Annotated in this window: 6 protein-coding genes and 1 tRNA gene; 4 read left to right on the top strand and 3 right to left on the bottom strand. The window is 48.0% G+C overall.

Going from position 1 to position 6,955, the window contains the following annotated elements:
- Positions 1–11 precede the first annotated feature (11 nt).
- Together Q0274_RS10160 and Q0274_RS10155 are read right to left on the bottom strand one after the other, a co-directional pair.
- Positions 12–87 (bottom strand) — tRNA-Lys (locus tag Q0274_RS10160).
- 254 nt (positions 88–341) lie between these two features.
- Positions 342–1,157 (bottom strand): lipid-binding SYLF domain-containing protein, encoded by an 816-nt coding sequence (locus Q0274_RS10155; protein ID WP_005872227.1) that lies wholly within the window; start codon positions 1,155–1,157, stop codon positions 342–344.
- Positions 1,158–1,265: 108 nt separating this feature from the next.
- Here Q0274_RS10155 and Q0274_RS10150 point away from each other — a divergent pair, with 108 nt between their 5' ends.
- From Q0274_RS10150 to Q0274_RS10135, 4 genes are all read left to right on the top strand, one after another.
- On the top strand, positions 1,266–2,078 hold the full coding sequence (locus Q0274_RS10150; protein ID WP_298029439.1) for a M23 family metallopeptidase: 813 nt from the start codon (positions 1,266–1,268) through the stop codon (positions 2,076–2,078).
- Positions 2,079–2,103: 25 nt separating this feature from the next.
- Positions 2,104–4,005, top strand: coding sequence for a hypothetical protein (locus tag Q0274_RS10145; protein WP_298029437.1), 1,902 nt, complete (start codon positions 2,104–2,106; stop codon positions 4,003–4,005).
- A gap of 144 nt (positions 4,006–4,149) precedes the next feature.
- Positions 4,150–4,713, top strand: coding sequence for a methylated-DNA--[protein]-cysteine S-methyltransferase (locus tag Q0274_RS10140; RefSeq protein WP_298029435.1), 564 nt, complete (start codon positions 4,150–4,152; stop codon positions 4,711–4,713).
- A gap of 680 nt (positions 4,714–5,393) precedes the next feature.
- Positions 5,394–5,552 (top strand): hypothetical protein, encoded by a 159-nt coding sequence (locus Q0274_RS10135; protein ID WP_298029432.1) that lies wholly within the window; start codon positions 5,394–5,396, stop codon positions 5,550–5,552.
- Between the two features lie 215 nt (positions 5,553–5,767).
- On the opposite strand, the gene dapE is transcribed toward Q0274_RS10135, so the two are convergent.
- Positions 5,768–6,946, bottom strand: a complete 1,179-nt coding sequence (gene dapE / locus Q0274_RS10130; protein ID WP_298029430.1) for a succinyl-diaminopimelate desuccinylase — start codon at positions 6,944–6,946, stop codon at positions 5,768–5,770.
- Between the last annotated feature and the right edge of the window lie 9 nt (positions 6,947–6,955).

Genomic DNA, 6,955 nt, shown 5'->3' with positions numbered 1-6,955 from the left:
AATTTGATAGATGGTGTCCCGTGTAGGATTCGAACCTACGGCCGCCTGATTAAGAGTCAGATGCTCTACCAACTGAGCTAACGAGACAAGAACTGTAATTGTAGTGATAAAAATATAAAAAACTGATTAAATTTTATAAAAATTTCGTTAAATTTCATAAAATTATATCGATCTTTATATATCCAATGACTCATAAAAATTAAATAAAATACTTTAGTCAAGAATCAATAAATCTTTTTAAAAATAACCTATGCGCTTCGATTTCACGTCTAAGCGCTCTTGCACAAACTCAACGCAAAGCCAAAGCAAGAAGCCCCATAAACGGGGCTTGGCTCGATAATTTATTTTGCTTTTTTAGCCTTTTTGCTTCGCGTAGCCTTAGCATGAGTTCTAGGAGAGCGGTTTGAGATGATTGGCTTACCATCAGGGTATTTTTTCTGCACGTGATTTACAGGTATCGCCGCACTGCTGCTAGCGCCGTATTTCTCGCCGTTTGTAAAATATTTCCTCATCACTTCTTTCCATCTTTTTGCGTATTTATTCGCGCGTGGAGAGTCATTTAAGATGTCCTCGTAGTCGTAAATTCTCTCGTAGAAGTCGTTAGTTAGCTGATCGTCGATAGTGATTCTGCCGTTGTCGATCGATACGCCTAGGTAGACGCCTGTTTGCTCGCCCGGGCTTACCATCCATGCAGAAATATCAGGCAGATCAGTTGCGCGACCTGTTCTTCTACCTACGCCGCCTGCCGCAGCACCTACATTAATCTCAAGGGTGTCTGTGCCGGTAAAAATGTCTTGATATGACTTCGTAGTATGAAAGATCATCACGATGTCGCTCGTCTCGTAGCCTGCCTGTAAGCCCACGCCGTAGCCTTTATATTTGATAAAAATCGGCGAACTCCACTCGCCGTTCTCGCCTTTGACGCTAAAAATTCCATCGCCGTATTGTAGCGATGCGCCCGCAGCTAAACGTTTTACGTCGGTTAGGATTGCGACGGCTTTGGCGCTGGTTAGATAGCGCTCATCGGTGCCGAAGTTATTAGCCGCTACGAAAGATCTAACGACGTTAGTCGCCGCTATAACCTCTTGATTTGCCACGACGTCCGCGTGCAAAAGACCGCAAAGTGCAACAGATGCTAGAAGCAAAAACTTTTTCATCATTTAATCCTTTTAAAATTGAATTTTCGTTATTATAACAGCAATTTCATTTGTTTTAGCTAATTTTTAACAAAAAATTGATGAAAAATAACGAATTTTGGAAAATTTATGAAATTTCTAGCTATTTTTGCACTTTTGGCGATCAAAATTTTCGCTTTAGACATAGTAAACGGTGATGTTGTTATCTTAAAATTAGATAAAAGCACAACCGAGTTGAGCTTTGGCTCAAAGAAAATCCCTCTCATCGAGGCGCCAAATTCTAGCGATAAAATCGCCGTTTTAGCAGCGAATTACCGTGCTAAGGGAGATTTCGCGCTGCGAATAGTAGATCAAAGCGGCAGTCACGAGCAGATCGTCGCTTTGAAAAATGGCGAGTATAAAAAAGAGGCTCTAAGCGTCGCTCCGGGCAAGGTTAAACCGCCCAAAGAAGCCGCCGCACGTATCAAAAAAGAGCTCGATGAAGCCAACGCGATCTATGCGATCACCACGCCGCGCTATCTTTTTTCGACGCCGTTTGAGCTGCCTTTAAACTCCAAAATAACCTCTGCGTTCGGCAATGCCCGCACCTTTAATGGCGAGCTTAAAAGCTATCACAGCGGCACCGATTATCGTGCCGCGGTAGGCACTGTGGTGCGCGCTGCCAACGACGGCATTGTAGTCATCGCCAAAGACCGCTACTACGCCGGCGGTTCGGTCGTGATCGATCACGGCGGCGGCATCTATTCGCAGTACTATCATCTAAGCGAGATCAAAGTGACGCTTGGCGATCACGTTCGCAAAGGCGATGAAATCGCGCTTTCGGGCGAGAGCGGTAGAGTCAGCGGCCCGCATCTGCACTTCGGCATCGCGATCAACGGCGTGAGCGTCAATCCGCTAAGCTTCGTCGCTAAATTTAATGAAGTGGTTTTTGGCGAGCGCTAAAATGCCCTACAATCCGAAGGAATTAATGAAAAAAATTCTCGCAGGCAGCGATTTTAAGCTAAAAGGCTCGGTCAAAGGTCGCGTGCGCGTCGCGAGTAGGGACGGAGCGATCGTAAATTTTACCGCTGCAGACTTCGGCGTGCAGAGCCTAAACGACAAAATTTCGCTCAGTGGCGAGCAGTTTGAGCGCTTTAGAGCTAGAATTTTTGGGATTTTAAACTCCGGCGGACGCGAGCTTGCAGGTAGGCTCACGCTCTCTTCTACGCCCAAAAAGAAAGCCCGCGCAGATCGTCTCCGCGCGGCAGATGGCTATGCGGAGTTTGACGGCGCCTGCGATTTTGGTAGCTTTTGCGGCGGAGATTCGGGCGCGGTTTCGTCCGAGGCTGGCGGCAGCTTGGCAAAGACTTCGTATGCTACAAACGCAAGGCGCGGCGAGCGAGATTTTTCTGCGCGCAGCGCTCAGAGTGCGCGAGATTTTGCTTCACGAGCAGAATTTCAAGATGCTTCGCAAGTAGAATTTTATGGTGCAACTCGGGCGGAATTTTGCGCAGATACCGCGTGGGATACGACGCGCGAGAATTTAATTTCGCAAAATGATACTGCGCATGATGACATTAGCGTGGGGCTCGCCGCTAGTTTCGAAGAGAGCGCAAATGCGAGGAGTGAAAAATTTATGCCGCAAAGCTCTGTGCCTGCGAATTCTGCCAAAGAGCAAAGCTTCATTCCTGCATCGCGAAATTTTATTTCCGCGCAAAGCTCTGCGCTCGTGAAAGATTCCGCATTTGAGGCACAAAATTCTAATTTTACGGCGCAAACGAAGAATTTTGTAGCCGAAAATTCGTTTGTAGCAGAGCAGGGCACGGACTTACGAAGTAAAAATTCTACGGCACAAAGCTCTGCATCAAAAAATTCCACCTTCGCAAATTCTGCGCTTGATATAAAGTGCGCAAATGATTGCAAGTCTCAAGGCTTCGAGTTCTCCAAGAATCAAAGCGCTAAATTTGCTAGCCGCCGTGCCGCAAATTTTGCCTCAGAAAATGCCTTGGAATTCGCGCCTCAAGATGAGAATTTAGTCGGTGAGGATTCAATATTTTTGGCAAAAGGGCAAAATTACGCGCTAAAAAATTCCGACGAGCAAAATTTAGCACAGAAAAGCTCCACACAAGAGTGGCAGCCTTTAAATTTGCCACCGCAAGCAGGAAATAAATTTGCGCCCGAATTTGAGCAATCCGCGCAGTCTGCGTTAACGGGCGAGAATTCTACGTTTGCTTCTTCTATGGCGGAGGGGGCGCTTGGTGATGAGCCCGCGTCTGCTGCTTTTGGGAGCGAATCAACTTTTGCGACTAAGCCAGTAAATTTTTATGACAAGCCTGCGCGCAAAGCGCCTACGAAAGAGCGCGCGAGCCTGACGGGGCGTCCGCAGGCTCTGCCTATTGCAAGCACCTCGCGTCCTATCTCGCTACCGCAAACGCCTAGAGCTAGGCTCATCGAGCTTAAGCCGCGCTTCATAGGCATCGCGCACAGGATTAAAATTTCGTTTTTGAAAAAGAGCGCGAGCGAGCCTGGCGAAGGGGTTTTGGCGCGCGTTCGTATTCCACTTTTGATGGAGAATTTCGGTCTTAATGATATTTTGTCGTCCACGGCGAGCTACCAAATGGCGAAAAAGATGGTGCGCACGATCGCTGATCTTTACATCGCCAAGGATCTGCGCGGCGTGCGCATAGGCGTGCCGGTACGCCTTGAAATGGGCTTTAAAAGCGGCATCTCCGATGTCAGCAACCACGCCTTTATCTTTAAGCTCATCGAGGACAGCCTCGTCAAAAACGGCGTCATCGACGACGACAATGCAGATATCGTGCGCGAGATCAAGCTTTTTAAGCAAGACGTTTTCGACGGGGTTTTAGTAAACATCATGCGGTTTGAGTAGAGGCTTTGCGGCGCCTCGCGTGTAAATTTTAAAAAATTCGCGTTACCGCATGAAATTCCATCGTTTTCGAGCTTTAGCTCGCACCGCAACAAGCGCTTTTTAAAATTTTTTTGATCAAACCAGTAAAAATTTGAAAGGATTGAGATGCAAAAAGCCTTTTTTAATTCGCCTATTGGAATGCTTGAAATTTGTGATGACGAGATCGGGATCTGCAGTATCGACTGGGTCAAAAGCTCTGTCTGCGGGTCCAATGATGAGATCTTTAAAAAACACGACGCAGAGCTTAAATTCGGCTTTGTGCGTGCAGCGGATGATAAAGGACGCGATTTAAGGCTTAGCGATTTAAGAAAGAATTTGATTCTTTGCACCGACGAGCTTGGCGCATATTTCAGGGGCGAGCTTGAAAGCTTTAGCGTTAAACTGAGCCAAAACGGCACGCAGTTTCAAAAGTCCGTGTGGAGCGCGCTTTTAGAGATCCCTTATGGTGAGGTCGTAACATACGGCGAGCTAGCCCGGGCTATCGGCAGACCGCACGCAAGCCGCGCAGTAGGCGGCGCAAACGGCAAAAATAAAATTCCCATCATCGTGCCGTGCCACCGCGTCGTAGCTGCGGGCGGGCTCGGAGGATACAGCGGCGCGGGCGGCGTAGCGACCAAAGCGTGGCTGCTAAACTTCGAAAGAGAAAATTTAGCCAAATTTGGCAAGTAAAATTCCGTTAAATTATGCCTTGCAGGCACGGCGCTGATTTTAAAATTTTACCGCGAGATGCTGCGAAATTTCATAAAGCGATTTTGTAAATTTCTAGTTTTGCGGCGACCAAGATAGTTGAAATTTTGCAAGAAGCAAAGCCTGCTAAGCCTGCTAAGCCTGCTAAGCCTGCTTTCAAGTCCTAATTTTAATTTATCGCGCCGTAGATGCTTGCTATGAGTGGTTGAAATTTTTCGCGGTGGTAAAATTTAGCCTCGCGAAATTCTGCGCTGAAGTCCTTCGATAAATTTTCATCTTGCATGCATTTAGTGCGGCAGCGCGTAAAGCAGCAAAATTTTGTCGATCCTTTTGTGCAGATAGGCAAGGATAGTAAATTTTGAGGCGGAATTTTGCATAGGTTAAAATTTTATGTTCTACGCCGTACGGACAAAATTTCACATTGCCGTATCAAAGCAAAGTAAAATTCTTAAATCGCGCTTGTCAGGCAGGGTTAAAATCCGCGCAGAAGCGGTAAGCGGGGCAGAATTTATCTCAGCGGCAACGTGACTAAGCAAAATTCTATAAATCCACGAAGCGGGCGGTATCCCAGCAGAAACGGCATTGTCCTAGCCAAGCTTCTTGCGTAAGCAGCGGGCGCGTCAAAGATAAAATTTTTCACGGAGACGGCAAAGTACAGCAGTATGCCGCTAGAGTCACCTGACGAAGATGAAATTCTACGCAAAGAGAGCGAGATGAATTTTGCGCAAAGACCGCGCTATTTGCTGAAATTCGCGCAAAAGCAGTATTCTTTTAAAAAATTCCTAGTAGCGGTAGCGTTCGTCGGCGAAGCTCGCCTTTGAAAGCGACGTTGCATAGCAAAGTAATTGTAAAAGTGGCAAGCGTGCTGTAGATAAAAATTCTTAGCAAAAGCGGCGCAGGGCGAAATTTCTACGCAATACGCACGGCAAAGATAAAATTTGCCAAGCAACTACGAGCGAAAACCCAGCAAATTCAGCAAAGCTTGGTAGAACGAAGAATTTTTATCAAATCTACGTAGCTTTGCCAAATTCTTAAATTAGCCAAAATTTTCTATTAGATCGCTAAAAATTTTAGCTAAATTTTCGACGTCGCTAATCTCTACTCGTTCGTTGATCTGATGGATTGTGTCGTTTCGCACGCCAAACTCCGCCGTCTCCACGCCAAACTCCGCGAAGTATCTCGCATCGCTCGTGCCGCCTGCGGTGTTTAGCTCGGCTGCTGCGCCGCAGATCTTCTGCACGCTAGCGCTTAGTTTTTGCACGATTTTGGAGTTTCGCTGAGTTAAAAAAGGCTTTGAGGAGCTTTTTAGCGCAAGGTGTAGCGACGCGCCTGCTCGTAGCTGCGCGGTGCAGCTCATTTCTAGCTTGCCGCAGGATTCGCTTTCGCTGCACAGCGCGTCTTTTGCATCTAACTCAAATAACCTCAGTACGTAGTCTCGCGCGTCCTCTAGCCCCAATCCTACGCCACCGCGAACGTTAAACATCACGCGTACGTCCTTGGGTGTTACGTTTACGACCTGCGAACCGCCGCGAATGTCGGTGATGACTATCTTAGCCGGGGCGAAATCCTCGCTACCCGCATCCAGATCATGCCCTGCAAGACTTGCGAGAACCGGCGTCAAAATGTGGACAGGATTGATGCATTTATCTGGGTAGGCTGCGTGCCCGCCGATACCCGTGAGTGTGAGGATGCCGTTAATCGAGCCGCGACGGCCGATCTTAATGGTATCTCCGAAGCGCACTTCGCATGTAGGCTCCGCAACGACTGCGAAGTCGGGTAGGGCACCTTGCTCGCGCAATTTAGAAAGCATTTCGCGCGTGCCGTAGATGCCGTCGCCCTCCTCATCGCTGGTTAGCAGCAGGCTCAGCGTGCCCTTAAAATCGCGTGCCGCCGCTAGCGCGCAGATCGCCGCTGCGATGCCACTTTTCATATCCTGCGCGCCGCGCCCGTATAAAAAGCCATCCGCTTCTACTGGCATAAACGGATCGCTCGCCCAGCCTTCGCCAGGCGGCACGACGTCGATGTGCCCGGCAAAGCACAGATGCGGACCAAGCCCTAAGCGCTTGGTAAAAATCGCGTTAGTTACGCCGTTTAGCTCGAATCTATCCTCGCTAAAGTCTGCCAGCAGCATCGAGACATAGTTGAAAGCTCCGTCGTCGCTAGGCGTGAGCGAGCGGAATTTGATGAGCTCTTTTAGAATTTCAATCGGTTTCATAAGCCATCC

The organism is uncultured Campylobacter sp., assembly GCF_937973075.1.
Taxonomy (GTDB): domain Bacteria; phylum Campylobacterota; class Campylobacteria; order Campylobacterales; family Campylobacteraceae; genus Campylobacter_B.
This window is presented reverse-complemented; position numbering and strand designations above follow the sequence as displayed.

Bases quoted from the DNA above. Each gene is read 5' to 3' on its own strand.
- Q0274_RS10150 (WP_298029439.1), top strand. From the start codon at position 1,266: ATGAAATTTCTAGCTATTTTTGCACTTTTGGCGATCAAAATTTTCGCT.
- dapE (WP_298029430.1), bottom strand. From the start codon at position 6,946: ATGAAACCGATTGAAATTCTAAAAGAGCTCATCAAATTCCGCTCGCTC.
- Q0274_RS10135 (WP_298029432.1), top strand. From the start codon at position 5,394: ATGCCGCTAGAGTCACCTGACGAAGATGAAATTCTACGCAAAGAGAGC.
- Q0274_RS10140 (WP_298029435.1), top strand. From the start codon at position 4,150: ATGCAAAAAGCCTTTTTTAATTCGCCTATTGGAATGCTTGAAATTTGT.
- Q0274_RS10155 (WP_005872227.1), bottom strand. From the start codon at position 1,157: ATGAAAAAGTTTTTGCTTCTAGCATCTGTTGCACTTTGCGGTCTTTTG.
- Q0274_RS10145 (WP_298029437.1), top strand. From the start codon at position 2,104: ATGAAAAAAATTCTCGCAGGCAGCGATTTTAAGCTAAAAGGCTCGGTC.